Annotated in this window: 15 protein-coding genes, 2 tRNA genes and 1 pseudogene; 15 read left to right on the top strand and 3 right to left on the bottom strand. The window is 26.8% G+C overall.

Annotated elements, in window-relative coordinates; genetic code table 11:
• Positions 1-59: 59 nt before the first annotated feature.
• From ABXT52_RS03110 to ABXT52_RS03125, 4 genes and pseudogenes are all read left to right on the top strand, one after another.
• The gene (locus tag ABXT52_RS03110) at positions 60-992 is read left to right on the top strand and encodes an AAA family ATPase (RefSeq protein ID WP_415272418.1); all 933 of its coding nucleotides are present in this window, start codon (positions 60-62) and stop codon (positions 990-992) included.
• Positions 993-2,535, top strand: a pseudogene (gene metG / locus ABXT52_RS03115) (methionine--tRNA ligase).
• A complete protein-coding gene (locus ABXT52_RS03120) occupies positions 2,528-3,292 on the top strand; it encodes a TatD family hydrolase (protein WP_415272419.1) in 765 nt (254 codons plus the stop codon). Before metG ends, ABXT52_RS03120 begins: the two are co-directional and overlap by 8 nt.
• Positions 3,292-4,065 (top strand): MBL fold metallo-hydrolase, encoded by a 774-nt coding sequence (locus tag ABXT52_RS03125; protein WP_415272420.1) that lies wholly within the window; start codon positions 3,292-3,294, stop codon positions 4,063-4,065. Before ABXT52_RS03120 ends, ABXT52_RS03125 begins: the two co-directional genes overlap by 1 nt.
• Here the strand turns inward: ABXT52_RS03125 and ABXT52_RS03130 are convergent.
• Genes ABXT52_RS03130 through ABXT52_RS03140 form a run of 3 tightly spaced genes read right to left on the bottom strand, consistent with a single transcriptional unit; the run spans position 4,060 to position 6,412 of the window.
• Positions 4,060-4,572 (bottom strand): glutathione peroxidase, encoded by a 513-nt coding sequence (locus ABXT52_RS03130; RefSeq protein ID WP_415272421.1) that lies wholly within the window; start codon positions 4,570-4,572, stop codon positions 4,060-4,062. The genes ABXT52_RS03125 and ABXT52_RS03130 overlap by 6 nt on opposite strands.
• A 45-nt stretch (positions 4,573-4,617) precedes the next feature.
• Positions 4,618-5,790 carry a Na+/H+ antiporter NhaA gene (gene nhaA, locus ABXT52_RS03135; RefSeq protein WP_415272422.1) on the bottom strand — a complete coding sequence of 391 codons (1,173 nt, stop codon included), beginning with the start codon at positions 5,788-5,790 and terminating at the stop codon, positions 4,618-4,620.
• Between the two features lie 4 nt (positions 5,791-5,794).
• Positions 5,795-6,412, bottom strand: coding sequence for a zinc-ribbon domain-containing protein (locus ABXT52_RS03140; protein ID WP_415272423.1), 618 nt, complete (start codon positions 6,410-6,412; stop codon positions 5,795-5,797).
• A 24-nt stretch (positions 6,413-6,436) separates the two neighbouring features.
• On the opposite strand from ABXT52_RS03140, the gene ABXT52_RS03145 reads away from it, so the two are divergent.
• The 11 genes from ABXT52_RS03145 to ABXT52_RS03195 all read left to right on the top strand — a co-directional run bounded on the left by ABXT52_RS03145 (position 6,437) and on the right by ABXT52_RS03195 (position 14,377).
• Positions 6,437-6,513: transfer RNA gene (locus ABXT52_RS03145), tRNA-Pro, on the top strand.
• Between the two features lie 4 nt (positions 6,514-6,517).
• On the top strand, positions 6,518-6,799 hold the full coding sequence (locus ABXT52_RS03150) for an ETC complex I subunit (RefSeq protein ID WP_415272424.1): 282 nt from the start codon (positions 6,518-6,520) through the stop codon (positions 6,797-6,799).
• A 2-nt stretch (positions 6,800-6,801) separates the two neighbouring features.
• Positions 6,802-7,794, top strand: coding sequence for a putative transporter (locus ABXT52_RS03155; RefSeq protein ID WP_415272425.1), 993 nt, complete (start codon positions 6,802-6,804; stop codon positions 7,792-7,794).
• Positions 7,794-8,741 carry a class II fructose-bisphosphatase gene (glpX, locus tag ABXT52_RS03160; protein WP_415272426.1) on the top strand — a complete coding sequence of 316 codons (948 nt, stop codon included), beginning with the start codon at positions 7,794-7,796 and terminating at the stop codon, positions 8,739-8,741. The genes ABXT52_RS03155 and glpX overlap by 1 nt, the downstream gene beginning before the upstream one ends.
• The gene (gene recJ / locus ABXT52_RS03165) at positions 8,738-10,432 is read left to right on the top strand and encodes a single-stranded-DNA-specific exonuclease RecJ (RefSeq protein ID WP_415272427.1); all 1,695 of its coding nucleotides are present in this window, start codon (positions 8,738-8,740) and stop codon (positions 10,430-10,432) included. The genes glpX and recJ overlap by 4 nt, the downstream gene beginning before the upstream one ends.
• A gap of 50 nt (positions 10,433-10,482) precedes the next feature.
• Positions 10,483-10,557: transfer RNA gene (locus ABXT52_RS03170), tRNA-Glu, on the top strand.
• A gap of 24 nt (positions 10,558-10,581) precedes the next feature.
• Entirely contained in the window at positions 10,582-10,845 is a 264-nt protein-coding gene (locus ABXT52_RS03175) for a GIY-YIG nuclease family protein (protein WP_415272428.1), read from the top strand.
• On the top strand, positions 10,832-11,365 hold the full coding sequence (gene rfbC, locus ABXT52_RS03180) for a dTDP-4-dehydrorhamnose 3,5-epimerase (RefSeq protein WP_415272429.1): 534 nt from the start codon (positions 10,832-10,834) through the stop codon (positions 11,363-11,365). The genes ABXT52_RS03175 and rfbC overlap by 14 nt, the downstream gene beginning before the upstream one ends.
• Before the next feature lie 3 nt (positions 11,366-11,368).
• Entirely contained in the window at positions 11,369-11,707 is a 339-nt protein-coding gene (locus ABXT52_RS03185) for a hypothetical protein (RefSeq protein ID WP_415272430.1), read from the top strand.
• A gap of 251 nt (positions 11,708-11,958) precedes the next feature.
• The gene (locus ABXT52_RS03190) at positions 11,959-13,482 is read left to right on the top strand and encodes a glycosyltransferase (protein ID WP_415272431.1); all 1,524 of its coding nucleotides are present in this window, start codon (positions 11,959-11,961) and stop codon (positions 13,480-13,482) included.
• Between the two features lie 7 nt (positions 13,483-13,489).
• Positions 13,490-14,377, top strand: coding sequence for a glycosyltransferase family 2 protein (locus ABXT52_RS03195; protein WP_415272432.1), 888 nt, complete (start codon positions 13,490-13,492; stop codon positions 14,375-14,377).
• Positions 14,378-14,379 lie beyond the last annotated feature (2 nt).

A 14,379-nucleotide genomic window follows, 5' to 3' on the forward strand; every position in this document is an offset into this window, starting at 1 on the left:
ACATATAGATCTTAATGAAAATATAATATTAAATAAAATTAAAGACTTAATTTAGATTTATGAATTTAAAACCATCAGAAAACACTAAAATTTATGGTATGGAAAATTTCTTTAACGAGCTAGTTGGGTTATATAAACAAAAAAAAATGCCTAATAAAATTTTACTATCTGGAAAAAAAGGATCAGGAAAATCAACATTAGCCTATCATTTAATCAACTATATTTTATCAGAAAATGAAAAGTACAAATATAATTTAGAAAATCTTAGCATTAACAATAATAATAGATCTTATAAGCTTTTACAAAGTAACTCACATCCAAATTTTTATTTAATAGATCTATTAACAGATAAAAAAAGTATTGATGTAAGTCAAATACGTGAAATGATTAATTACACAAATAAATCAACATTTAATGATATGGCTAGATTTATTTTAATAGATAATGTTGAAAATCTAAACAAGAACTCTGTAAACGCACTACTTAAGATAATTGAAGAACCCAGTAATAATGTTTTTTTTATCTTAATAAACAATAATGAAAAAAATATACTACCAACTCTTAAATCGCGATGCTTAACATTTAAGATTAATTTAACATTTAATGAGTCTTTAAATATATCAAATTCAATACTTGAAAAAAATGTTCTTGAATTTATTAATTATGATCTACTAAGTTATTATAATTCTCCTGGTGAAATTGTTAGTTTATTTAATTTTGCTGAAGAAAAATCAATTGAATTAGATAAACATACTGTTTCAAGCTTTATAAATTTGATAATAGAAAATAATTATTATAAAAAAAATAAACCTGTTAAAGTTTTATTGGTAAATTTGATAGAGCTATTCTTTTTAAAAAAATATATGACCACAAATACAAAAACTTCATTAAATAATTTTTATCACAAATTTATAAAAAAAATCTATAATACAGAAAAATTTAATCTCGATGAAGAAAGTCTATTTTTAGAATTTAAATCAGAATTACTATAAATGGAAAAAAATTACTATATCACAACGCCAATTTACTATCCTTCTGCAAAACCTCATATGGGTCATGCTTATTCAAGTATTACTGCAGATTTTTTTGCTAGATTTAAACGTATCGACGGTTTTAATGTTCATTTTTTAACTGGTACAGATGAACATGGTTTGAAAATTCAAAGAGCAGCAGAGGAAAAAAATGTTGATCCTCAGGCTTTTTGTGATGAAATTAGTCAAACATTTAGAGATCTTTCAAAAACTTTAAATTTATCTAATACTGATTTCATTAGAACTACCGAAGAAAGACACAAAAAAACAGTTCAACATTTATGGAATGAGCTTGAAAAAAATGATGATATCTATTTATCGAAATATTCGGGCTGGTATTCCGTTTCTGACGAAGCTTTTTATAGTGATGAAGAGATTAGTGAAAAAGAAAACATTAAGATAGCTACTACATCTGGTTCACCAGTTGAATGGATAGAGGAAGAAGTCTTATTTTTTTAAGCTTTCTAAGTGGCAAGATAAACTACTTAATTATTACGAAAAAAATCCTGACTTTATTTCACCAAAATCTAGAAAAAATGAAGTAATTAGTTTTGTAAAAAGTGGGTTAAAAGATCTTTCTATAAGTCGTAAAGCATTCTCTTGGGGTATCAAGGTACCCAACAGTCCAGATCATGTAATTTATGTTTGGCTCGATGCTCTAACTAATTATATAAGCGCTTTAAATTATCCAGATACAGATGATGATTTGTTTAAAAAATTTTGGCCTGCATCTGTTCATTTAATAGGCAAGGATATATTAAGATTTCATTCTGTATATTGGCCTGCATTTCTAATGGCTGCAAAAATACCTTTACCTAAGAAAGTTTATGGTCATGGCTGGATTTTATCTGGTGATGAAAAGATGTCGAAATCAAAAGGAAATATTCTTGATCCTTTAGATATTATTGAAATTTATGGTCTTGATCCTTTAAGATATTACTTAATTAAAGAAGTTTCGTTTGGTAATGATGGTAACATCTCACAAGATAGATTGGAGGATTGCATCAATAGTGATTTAGCTAATAATTATGGAAATTTATGTCAAAGAGTTACTGCATTTGCTGAAAAAAATTGCTCCTCATCTGTACCAGACAATAAAAAATTTAATGATGAAGATTTAGTGATGTTAAATAAATTTACTGATAATTTAGATGCAATACGTACAGAAATTAACAATCAAAATATTAATTATTATATTAATTTCATCGTTAGTGCCTTGTTTGAAACAAATAAATATTTTAATGACCAAGAACCTTGGAAAAAAAAAGATAATAAAGATAGATTAAATACAATTGTCTACACATCATTAGAAATGATTAGAAAAATTTCATTCATGCTTTATCCAATAATCCCAAGTTCAATAGAAAAAGCTTTAAAGATTTTTAATTTGAATGTAGATGCAATTAATTTTGAATCTATTGCTAAACATGACTATCTTGTATCTGGAAAACCTATTAAGAAAATAAATATTTTATTTAAAAAAATTGAAAAGACAAATGATTGATTCTCATTGTCATTTAGATCATGAACCTTTGCTTAAAAATTTAAGTGAAGTTATAAAAAGATCTAAAGAAGTCGGTATCTCAAAACTTCTAACTATATGCACTACGGTAGAAAGTTTTGATAAGATAAAAAATATTATTAAAATAGACCCAATGATTTATGGGACGTTTGGTATTCATCCTCACGAAACAGAGGAAAGCCTTTTAATTGATAAAAATTATATAATAAAACAAATAAACCTAAATGAACGAATTATTGGTATTGGTGAAACTGGCTTAGATTTTTTTTATAATCATAGCAACAAAGAAAGGCAAATCAATAGCTTTAAAACCCATATAGAGGCTTCCATAGATCTTAATATACCTATTATCATACACTCTAGAAATGCAGAAGATGAAACATATGAAATCTTAAAATCATATAAATCAGAAAAATTAAAGATTTTAATGCATTGTTTTACTGGTTCATTAAATTTTGCAAATCAATTACTTGAATTAGGTGCATTTTTTTCCGCAAGTGGAATAATTACATTTAAAAATAGTTCAGACCTTCAGGAAACTTTTAAAAATATTCCCTTAGATAAACTGCTTGTTGAAACAGATAGTCCATTTTTAGCCCCTATACCGATGAGAGGAAAAAAAAATGAACCAAGTTTTATCAAATATACTCTAGAAAAATTATCTATTTTAAAAGAAAAGACAGTTCATGAAATGTCCAATTTAACTACTAAAAATTTTAATAAACTTTTTAACCTTTAATGTCTCTTAAATTTGTCATTTTGGGTAGCGGTAGCTCAATGGGTGTACCTAGAGCAGATGGATATTCTGGTGATTGTGATTTAAAAAATAAAAAAAATTTTAGGACAAGATGTTCTGCTTTAATTAAATTTAACGATCAAAATATCTTAATAGACACATCTCCAGATTTGAGGTCACAACTTCTAAAAAATAAAATTAAATCTATTAGTAAAGTTTTTTATACTCATCTGCACGCTGATCAAACACACGGTATTAATGATCTTCGTCCATTTTTTTTAATAAACAAGAAACAAATTCCAGTTTACGCTGATACTAGTACCAAAAAATATTTACTTTCCACTTTTAGATATTGTTTTAAATCATCTTATGGTTATCCATCAACTTTAAATATCAATAGTCTTAAAAAAGAACATCAATTTACAAATAAAAACAAAAAAATTAAAATTGAATCAATACCAGTGCAGCATGGTAAGATTGAAAGTATATGCTATCTAATTAATAATAAATTAGCCTATGCTAGTGATATTAGTTTATTCTTTAAAAAAGATTACAAAAAATTAAAAAATTTAGAATACTTGATTATTGACTGTCTATGGTACCGTAATCATTCAGCACATTTCAATTTAGATCAAGTTTTGGAAATAGTTAAAATCCTTACTCCAAGAAAGACTATATTAACAAATATGCATAGTGATTTAGATTATGCAAAAATTAAGAAAAGATTGCCTAAAAATATTATTCCTGGTTTTGATGGTATGACTGTTAGATTATAGAATTAAATCTATTTGTTTTGTTATTTTATCTGACATTGGCGTTATAAAAGAATTGAACGTGTCCTGTATTTTCCCTTTTTTATTAATTAAAATTTTATGAAAATTCCATTTAGGAACAGTCGAGTTACCATAATTTTTTTTTGCCCATTTATATAGGTCATGAGCATCATCACCTTTAACATCTGTTTTGTTAGTTATTGGAAATGTAATATTAAAATTAGTTTCACAAAAATCCTTAATTTCGGAATTAGACCCAGGTTCTTGTCCACCAAACTGATTTGATGGAATACCAATTACATAGAAACCTCTGTCTTTATACTTCTCATAAAGGTCTTGAAGGCCTTCATATTGTTTAGTAAAGCCACAATTACTAGCAACATTTACTAAAAGTATAGTTTTTCCTTTGTATTGATTTAAATCAATAGTTTGATTGTCAATATTTTTTAATGAGTGATCAAAAAATAGCTTTTCGTATTTAGCCTCAACTTTTTCAAAAAATGTAAACATAGATATAATTAGTAGGATTAATAAATTATTTTTACAAAACATGATTTACTTTTTAGAGGCATACAATAATATAAAATACCCGAATACTGTAGACAATAAAGATCCTGCAAGAACACCAATTTTTACACCATCTATATACTGAATATTATCAGCAAAGGCCAAGTTTCCAACAAACAAGCTCATTGTAAAACCAACACCTGTTAATATTGAAACTCCATATAGGCTTAACCAGTTAGATTTGTCTGGCATTTGAGCCACACCAAATTTAACTGCAAAGAAAGAAATCAACATTACTCCAACTTGTTTACCCACAAATAGCCCTAAAAGAATACCTAATGGAACGGGTTCTAATAATGAAGTCAATGATAATCCCTCTAGTGACACACCTGCATTAGCAAATGCAAATATAGGCATTATCATAAAAGCAACATAAGGACTGATTGCATGTTCAAGTTTAATTAATAAAGAGAAATCTTTGTCTTTAATTCTGTGAGGTATGGTCGAAGCTAAAAGTACACCTGCTATTGTTGCATGAATTCCAGACTTATATGTAAAGAACCACATAAAAGCTCCAATTATTAAATAGGGAATAAATTTTTTTACACCAAATTTATTCAAAGTAAGTAATAAAATATATGAAATTAAGATTAAACTTAAATAACTAATGCTTAAATCACCAGAATAGAAAAAAGCAATAATCAATATAGCTCCAAGGTCATCAATAATAGCAAGAGCTGTTAAAAAGATCTTTAAAGAAATTGGAACTCTTGAACCAAGTAAAGATAAAATCCCCAGTGAAAATGCTATGTCCGTAGCAGATGGAATTGCCCAACCATTCAATGTTTCAGAATTTCCAAAGTTTATAAAAACATAGACTAGGGCAGGGACGACCATTCCCCCAACAGCACCAATAATTGGAAGTAATGCTTTTTTTAAGTTAGAAAGTTCACCTTGAATAAATTCTCTTTTAATTTCTAGCGTTACAAAGAAAAAAAAAATTGCCATCAATAAATCATTAATCCAGTGATGTACGGAAAGTTTTAAACCAAAATCATTAATACCCACAAACAGGTATTGGTTTAATGTATCAAAATATAAATTAGCAAAACTAGAATTACTTATCACAAGTGCAATAATTGCAGCAATTAATAAGACAAGACCACTTGCTGCTTCTAGCTGAAAAAACCATTTAAAAGGCTTTGAGAGATTTTTGATCATAATTTTATGTTAAATCTTTAATAAATAATGAGATATCTTTAATACTTTCATAAAGATTATAAAGAATAAATTCAATATTTGGAACAATTTTTCCAATAGGATACTTAAACGTATCTACAATAATTATAAAAGCTACGAATGAAATTATTACCACTATAAAAAAAAATAATATTTTAAAGTTTCTTTGTTTTTTTGGTTTGTTATTTACTGATGTTTTTTCATTTATATTAGCATCAATCTTTTTCTCTGGTCTTTTTTTATTATTAACCTCAATTTTTTCGTCAAGCTCTTCTTTTGTATCTGCTTCAATCTCATCCATGGCTAGGTCTGATGGGTTGATCTCATAGTTATTTGAGGAGTTATTATGATCAAAAACATTAATAGTATCGCTGTCAATATTTTCAACAATTGGGCTTATAGTTTTATCAAGGACTTCTTTTTTAAAAAACCATTTATGATCACAGCTAGCACACTGTACCAAACGACCTATGTCTGGAATTAAATTTGAATCTATATCAAATTTTTTATAACAATTAATACAAGTAATGATCATAATTGATGTATATCTGATTCTTAAAAAAAAGCCTTGTTTTTGATGTTCTTTATTCTTTGAAATTATCAATATCTAATGTATTAGTACCTCAATCGGGGCGTAGCGCAGCCTGGTAGCGCATCTGGTTTGGGACCAGAGGGTCGCAGGTTCAAATCCTGCCGCCCCGACCAATTTATGAAAAAAGCAAAAATTTATATACCAACAAAAAACTCGATGCAATCTGGTCCAGGTAAATCAGACAAATGGTTAATCGAGTTTGAAACTGAAAATACTGGTATAAATCCTTTAATGGGTTGGGAGACAAACACGAATACTCTTTCTGAATTAAATTTAGAATTTTCTTCTAAGGAATTGGCGATAGAATATGCAAAAAAAAACAAAGTTGATTTTGAAATAATTGAACCTCAAAAAAGAAAAACTATTAAAAAATCATACGCAGATAATTTTCTAAAATAATAATGTTTAAATTTTTTACTCAAAAAGAATGGCGGTTATGGTCATGGATTGGTTCATTTATTATTCTTTTTTCACTTTGGGTTCAGGTACAAATTGATGTTAAAATAAATGAATGGTTTGGTCAATTCTACGATATGATACAAAAAGCCTTAGGAGCTCCTAACTCAATAACAATTGAGGAGTATTGGACAAGCTTGTTATCATTTATTACATTAGCAGGGATTTATGTCGCCTTAGCCACAGTGGTTGCTTTTTTTACCGCTCATTATTTATTTAGATGGAGAACAGCAATGATTGATTGGTATCACAGTGTTTATGATAAGGCTCGTACTATCGAAGGTGCATCACAAAGGGTTCAAGAAGATACAATAAAATTTTCAAGAATTATGGAAGGACTTGGAACTAGTTTTATAGAAGCCATAATGATGCTTATGGAATTTACCCCTATATTATTTACCTTAAGTATTGGTATACCTATTTTATTTTTTGGTGATTGGAGTTATGGTTTAGTAACAGGAGCATTTATATGGACTGTTGGTGGAACTCTTTTTTTGATTATACTAGGCTCAATTTTAAGATTAGTCGGTGTTGAATATGATCTTCAAAAAAATGAGGCTTCCTATAGAAAGATGCTAGTTATAGCCGAAGATGACATAACAATAAGGCCAAAAAATTTAGATGAACTATTTGAAGATGTTAGAAAAATTCATTTTAAATCTTATTTAAGATATTTTTACTTTAATCTTGGGCGAATATCATACCTGCAAGCAAATGTTCTTTCAGCTTATGTTTTTTTAGCACCAGCAATTGTTGCAGGTGTGGTGACGTTAGGAGTTATGCAGCAAATTATAAGAGCATTTGGTAGAGTTGAAGGTTCTATGCAGTACATTTTTAGATCATGGCCCACAATTATAGAGCTAGCAAGTGTCTATAAAAGATTAAAAGAATTTGAATCCAAGATAAACTCCACTGAAATAATTATTCAAAAAGATTAATGTCTATAGATAAAAAATATATTGAACATTTTATTAATGTTTCATCAAAAGCTGCTCTAGCTTCATCTTATTTGGTTGGAAAAAAAGATAAAATAGCTGCAGATCAGGCAGCAGTTGATTCTATGCGATTAGAATTAAATAAAATAGACATGAATGGAAAAGTAGTAATTGGTGAAGGTTCACTAGATGAGGCACCACTACTATATACTGGCGAATTATTAGGAAATAAAAATGGACCTAAATTTGACATTGCTGTTGATCCACTCGAAGGTACAAACTTTGCAGCAAACAATTTACCAGGAGCTATAGCGGCGATTGCTATTGCAGAAGAAGGAAATCTTTTTAATGCACCAGAAACATATATGGATAAAATAGCTACAGGTAAAATTGAGAAGGGGTTAGTAGATATTGATTTTCCATTAAAAAAAAATATTACTAATCTATCTGAATTTCTAAATAAAGACGTTTCGGCAATTACGGCATGTATTTTGGATAGGCCAAGACATAAAAAGATTATCGATGAACTCACACAACTTAAAGTAAAAATAAAATTAATTTCAGATGGCGATGTTTTAGGAGCACTTTATGTTTCAAATCCAAAATATAATGTTGATATTTTTTTAGGAATTGGTGGTGGACCAGAAGGAGTTTTGGCTGCATCTGCACTTGATGCGTTTGATTGTCATTTCCAAGGAAGGTTTATTTTTGATAATGATAAAGATATTAAAGAAGCTAAAGAAATAGGCATCACAGATTTGAATAAAAAATATGAATTAGATGAAATAATTAAAGGAGATTCTATTTTTTGTGCTACTGGAATAACCTCAAGTGAAGTCCTGTCTGGTATTAAAATTACTGATGATAGTTATAAATCAGAAACTCTTGTTACTCACAAAGGTTCAAATTTTAAAGAAATTATAAAAAAAATTAGTTCTATTAAGAAATGATTTCTGTTTCAGGTAAGGAATGGAAACAAAAAAAAATTAATCAAAACTTAGTAGAAAAACTAAAACAAGATTACAATTTTACTGATATTTTATCTAGACTTATTGTTTCAAAAAAATTCAATAATGATGAGATTGCCACTATAAATAATGATTTAGATTTAAATAATGTTTTTTCTGATATTGATGATTTTAAACAATCAGTTGACCTTGTTGTAAATTCGATCAATAAAAATGAAAAAATATGTATTTTAGGTGATTATGATGTGGATGGATCTGCTGCAACTTCACTATTTGTAAAGTTTCTAGAAAGCATAAAACACCCATTTTTTTATTATATTCCAGATAGAGAAAAAGATGGTTATGGTGCAACGAAAAAGCTGTTTCAAAAACTAATTTTAGACAAGCCCAAATTAATTATAATGGTAGATTGTGGTTCTACTTCTAATGATGCAATAGATTTTTTAAACGAAAATAAGATTAAATCCTTAATTATTGATCATCATGAAATTAATAAACCGTTTCCAAATGCAAACTTGATTATAAATCCAAAAAAAAATAATGGATACATAAAATATGATTATTTGTGTGCAACAACACTTTCTTATTTTTTTTTAGATTTATTAGTTAAAGAAGTTAAAAGTAAATTTAATATAATAGATTATTTAATCTATGTATTGTTGGCCACTGTATGTGATGTGATGCCACTTAGAAAACTTAATAGGCTGATTGCATTAAATGCATTTAAAAATTTTGATATAACTAAAAATTTACCACTTAAAACATTGTATGAGCTAAGTGATAAAAAAAATAAAATCAACATTAATGATCTTGGATATTTGATAGGCCCCATACTAAACGCTGGTGGTAGATTAGGTAAATCTCAATATGCGACTGAACTATTATCATCTAATAACGAGTTAATTATTAAAGATAGATCTAATCAACTAATTAAATTAAATAATAAAAGAAAAGATATTGAAAACTTAATTCTAAATGAAATTGATTTTCAAAAAATTGAAAATGAAAATGAAGAAGTGGTCATTTACTATAATCCAAATATAAATGAGGGTTTAATAGGAATTATTGCTGCAAGATTAAAAGATTATTTCAATAAACCATCAATTGTCATAACCGCATCTAATAACCTTTTAAAAGGATCTGCTAGATCAATCTATAATTATAATATTGGACGTGTAGTTAAAAATTCATTAGATGAAAATATTATTATAAGTGGCGGTGGTCACAACATGGCTGCAGGTTTTACACTTTATAAAGATAATTTTAAAAAATTTAAAGATTATGTATTAAATGATTTCTTAAATTCTAACACAAAAAATGATCAAACTTTTTTATACATTTTGGAAATGTCTCCACTTGGATTTAATAATGATTTTTATGATAATATCAAAAAACTAGAACCCTTTGGCACTGGAAACTCTGTTCCAACTTTTTTATTGAGAGATTTGAAAATAATTAAACCAATATCATTAAAAAACAAGCACATATCATTATTTTTAAAATCTAGAACAGGTTTTTCAATCAAATCAATATCGTTTAATTCGATTAATACAAAGATGGGTGAATACTTGATGAATTACAAAAATAATATTAATGTAATAGGTCAAATCAATGAAAATATCTGGAAAGATAAAAAAGCTCTTCAATTAACTGTTAGAGACGTTATCTTATAGGTTGATTGCACTTGATAAATAATGACTTTTAAAATAAAAGATCACAACGTGGTCCCTTCGTCTATCGGTTAGGACAGCTGGTTTTCATCCTGCAAAGGGGGGTTCGATTCCCCCAGGGACCGCCATTTATAATGTTTTATTTCGTTTATATGCTTAAAACAAGTGGCTCTAAAGTTAGTAAAACTTATGTTGGCTATACTAACAATGTTTTATTAAGATTAAAAAAGCACAATTCAAATAAGGGTGCTAAATCAACAAAGGGATATAAATGGTTGTTAATTTATAGTAAAAAATTTATAACCAAAAGTGATGCAATGTCTTATGAGTATAAACTTAAAAAAGATAGAAACAAAAGAAAAGTAATTCTTAATAGATATAAAACTATAAAAACTAATATTCATGAAAGTTATTAAAAGTAAAATCTCAGGTTTAAAAATAATTAAATCTAAAATTTTTAAAGACAAAAGAGGTTTTTTAAAAGAAGTTTTCATGCAAAAAATAATTAAAAAAGAAAATTTTATTTTTGATATAATGTCTAGATCAAAAAAAAATGTATTAAGAGGTTTGCATATTCAATTAGATAAAATGCAAACAAAATTAATTACCGTTACAGAAGGAAAAATATTTGATGTTGCTGTAGACTTAAGACCAAAATCTAAAACATTTGGTAAATATGTAGGTTTAAAAATTTCTCATAATGATGATTTCTCTTTTTTAATACCAAGTGGTTTTGCACATGGATTTGTATGTTTATCTAAAAAATGTACTATTTATTATAAAACAAATAATTACAGAGTTACTAGTGCTGAAAGAACGTTAGCTTGGAACGATAAATCCCTAAATATAAAATGGCCAATAAAAAAACCAATCCTATCAGATAAAGATAAAACAGGAATTGACTTCATTAGCCTAAAAAATGAATTAAAAAAATAAGAAATGAATATTTCCATTTTATTGCCTTATAAGGAAAATTATTCCCCAAGTTATCCAGGTGCCGTGTCATTATTTGTTGATGCAACTTTAAAATTAAGCTCTTATAAACAAAATATCAGTGTATTTGGAAATACAGATTTTAAGAAAAAACTTTATGGTAAATACATAAATATAAAACTGCCTAAAAATAATTTTTTAAAAAGTCAAAGCTCATCTTATGTAAATAAGTTTATTGATTTACAAAGAAGTATAAATTCTGATATTATAGAGATACATAATCGTCCAAATTATATTTCAAAGTTAAATGAGTTAAAAAAAAAAAATTGTTTTATATTTTCATAATGACCCAATCTCAATGCTTGGTTCAAAAAAAATAAAAGAAAGAATTTTCTTACTTAACCATTGTGAAAAAATTATATTTAATAGCCAATGGTCTAAAAATAGATTTTTAAAGGATTTGAAGAATTTTTATCATAAATCAGATAAATTAGAGGTTATACATCAATCAATAAATAAAACTTTCATTGATTTAAAAAAAAAAACAAAAGTTAATAACATTTGTTGGGAAACTAAATCTTGCAAAAGGTTATGATTTGTTTGGTGCTGCTGTTATTAAAATATTAAATAAGCATAAAAGCTGGAAATCTATTGTAATAGGTGATGAACCTAGAGAGAAATTAGAGTTTAAACATAAAAACTTGAAAATATTAGGATTTCAGCAGCACACTAAAGTGTTAAATATTTTTAAAAAAACAAGTATAGCTGTGGCTTGTTCAAGATGGAATGAGCCTTTTGGGCGAACTAGTCTTGAAGCTTCTAGTAGAGGATGTGCTGTAATAATTTCTAATAGAGGTGGGCTACCCGAGACAATCACAAATGGTATTATTATTAGAGATCTTAATCAAAAAAATATTTTTAATTCGATTGACAATTTAATAAAGAATAAAAAAAAAAGAATAAGACTACAAGAATTATCTATTAAAAATTTCTATTTAACGGATAAATTTATAACAAAAAAAATAGATTCTTATAGAACTAATATTTCTAACATTGTTAATTCTAAAATTAATATAAAAAATTTTCAAAATGATAAATTAAAGATTCTTCATATAACAAATTTTAATGAAAGACATAATGGAAGGCTCTTTTATAATACTGGTAAAAGAATTAATAATGGATTTATACGTTTGGGTCATAGTGTATTGGAATTCAGTGATAGAGACATAGTAAGTTATTATAGGTCGATTAATGATTTAAATGGTTCTAAAACTTTAAATAAAAAATTAATAGAAGTTATAAGTAATTATGTACCTGATATAATAGTTTTAGGACATGCTGATCTGATTAAAATTGAAACGTTGACGTTGATAAAAAAAAATTATCCTCGTATCAAATTCGCACAGTGGTTTTTAGATAGAATGGACACACAGTGGATTTCAAATAAAAAAAGATTTTTAGATAAAATCAACATTATGGACGCTAGTTTTTGTACCACAGATCCTACGAGTTTAAATTTTGATACTGAAACATTTTTTATGCCAAACCCCGTAGATGAATCGTTTGAAAAATTAAAAAATTTTAAACAGAATAATTTTAATAATGATGTTTTTTTTGCAATGAGCCATGGTGTTCATAGAGGTAAATTAAAAAAAGGGAAATTTGATGCTAGAGAAAATTTTATAAATAAAATATTATTAAAATCACCTGATGTTAGGTTTGATCTTTATGGCATGAATAATCGACAGCCTATATGGGCTGATGACTTTATAAATGCTATATCTCAATCTAAAATTGGTCTAAATTTAAGCCAAGGAAAGCCAGCAAAATATTATAGTAGTGATAGATTTACTCAATTAATTGGAAATGGTCTTTTATTAATGATTGATAAAGATACTGAATTTAATCACTTTTTTAATAACGACGAAATAGTTATGTATAAAAGTTTAAACGATTTAACTGAAAAGATAAAAAAATATACTTATGACAACAAATTAAGAAAAAAGATTGCAAAAAAAGGACATGAAAAATATTTCAAATATTTCAATTCTACAATTATTGCTGATTTCATTATTAAAAAAACTTTAAATATAAAACATAAAAGATTTTATTGGGAATAATTAAAGTATGTTTTCAATAATTATACCTACTTTCAATAATATTAGATACTTAAAAAAATGCATTGAAAGTATAAAAAAAAATTCAAAATTTAATCATGAAATTATTCCTCACATCAATGAAGGAACCAATGGTACAGAAGAATATTTATTAAAAGAAAACATAAAATATACTAAAACAAATTATAATTCTGGTATTTGTGAGGGTATGAATATGGCTGCAAAAAAATCAACAACAAACTATATTCTTTATGCTCATGATGATTTTTATTTCTGCCCAGGCTGGGATGAAGTTCTTCTTAGTGAGGTTAAAAAAATTAATCATAACAATTTCTATCTATCAGGAATTATGATTGGTAATGGACCTTTGAAATTTAATTGTGGGAATACTTTAGAAGATTTTAATGAAAAAAAACTTTTAGATAATTATAAGAATATTAACCATTATGACTTTCAAGGTTCCACCTGGGCACCTCATTTAATACACAAGGAAACATGGGACTTAGTAGGGGGCTTTAGCGAAGAATTTTTTCCAGGTACAGGTTCTGATCCAGATTTAAATATGAAGCTTTGGAAAAAAGGGGTGCGTATTTTTAAAGGAATTAATGAATTTAAAGTTTACCATTTTGGCTCAATAGTTACTAGAAAGTATAAAAATCATCCTACAATTAGGACTGAATCTGGTAGTAAAGGCTCTAAAATATTTCTTTTAAAATGGGGAATTTCGATAAAATTTTTTAAGAAATATTTTATGAAATCTGACACTAAATATGATGGTCCTGTAGAAAAACCAAAAAAAACAATCTCATTTATTACTGGACTTATTGTTTGTAAAATATATTATTTATATACCAAAGTTAATTACAAAAATTTATACATTAAACTGAATAGAGATTAAAA

This window comes from Candidatus Pelagibacter sp. Uisw_121 (assembly GCF_047722545.1).
Taxonomy (GTDB): Bacteria; Pseudomonadota; Alphaproteobacteria; order Pelagibacterales; family Pelagibacteraceae; genus Pelagibacter.

What these genes read in the sequence shown, in the direction of transcription:
- ABXT52_RS03110 (WP_415272418.1), top strand. Translation starts at nt 60, where the DNA reads ATGAATTTAAAACCATCAGAAAACACTAAAATTTATGGTATGGAAAAT.
- ABXT52_RS03120 (WP_415272419.1), top strand. Translation starts at nt 2,528, where the DNA reads ATGATTGATTCTCATTGTCATTTAGATCATGAACCTTTGCTTAAAAAT.
- ABXT52_RS03125 (WP_415272420.1), top strand. Translation starts at nt 3,292, where the DNA reads ATGTCTCTTAAATTTGTCATTTTGGGTAGCGGTAGCTCAATGGGTGTA.
- ABXT52_RS03130 (WP_415272421.1), bottom strand. Translation starts at nt 4,572, where the DNA reads ATGTTTACATTTTTTGAAAAAGTTGAGGCTAAATACGAAAAGCTATTT.
- nhaA (WP_415272422.1), bottom strand. Translation starts at nt 5,790, where the DNA reads ATGATCAAAAATCTCTCAAAGCCTTTTAAATGGTTTTTTCAGCTAGAA.
- ABXT52_RS03150 (WP_415272424.1), top strand. Translation starts at nt 6,518, where the DNA reads ATGAAAAAAGCAAAAATTTATATACCAACAAAAAACTCGATGCAATCT.
- ABXT52_RS03155 (WP_415272425.1), top strand. Translation starts at nt 6,802, where the DNA reads ATGTTTAAATTTTTTACTCAAAAAGAATGGCGGTTATGGTCATGGATT.
- glpX (WP_415272426.1), top strand. Translation starts at nt 7,794, where the DNA reads ATGTCTATAGATAAAAAATATATTGAACATTTTATTAATGTTTCATCA.
- recJ (WP_415272427.1), top strand. Translation starts at nt 8,738, where the DNA reads ATGATTTCTGTTTCAGGTAAGGAATGGAAACAAAAAAAAATTAATCAA.
- ABXT52_RS03175 (WP_415272428.1), top strand. Translation starts at nt 10,582, where the DNA reads ATGCTTAAAACAAGTGGCTCTAAAGTTAGTAAAACTTATGTTGGCTAT.
- rfbC (WP_415272429.1), top strand. Translation starts at nt 10,832, where the DNA reads ATGAAAGTTATTAAAAGTAAAATCTCAGGTTTAAAAATAATTAAATCT.
- ABXT52_RS03185 (WP_415272430.1), top strand. Translation starts at nt 11,369, where the DNA reads ATGAATATTTCCATTTTATTGCCTTATAAGGAAAATTATTCCCCAAGT.
- ABXT52_RS03195 (WP_415272432.1), top strand. Translation starts at nt 13,490, where the DNA reads ATGTTTTCAATAATTATACCTACTTTCAATAATATTAGATACTTAAAA.